A 234-nucleotide genomic window follows, 5' to 3' on the forward strand; every position below is an offset into this window, starting at 1 on the left:
GGCGTCGTTGCCGGTGGCGACGTCGAAGGGCGCCTGCCCGTCCGCGTCCGGGGTCATCCGCTCGATCAGCGTGGCCATCGCGTTCGGCGACGAGCAGTCCATGCGGATCTTGCCGTCCCAGTCCAGGGTCATGAACCCGAACCGCGGGCCCACCTCCGGGTTCACCACGGTCAGATCCAGCCCGTGGCGGTCGGCGATCCCGCCCCAGTACGCCACGAACGCCCCGCCCATGGG

1 pseudogene is annotated in these 234 nt (G+C 71.4%); it reads right to left on the bottom strand.

Annotation, left to right across the window (positions count from 1 at the left end):
- Positions 1-234, bottom strand: a pseudogene (locus tag KVS67_RS13280) (phosphoglucomutase, alpha-D-glucose phosphate-specific); the annotation flags it as partial.

Origin of the sequence: Micrococcus sp. GbtcB5, from assembly GCF_019091605.1 — a bacterium.
GTDB classification, from domain to species: Bacteria; Actinomycetota; Actinomycetes; order Actinomycetales; family Micrococcaceae; genus Micrococcus; species Micrococcus luteus.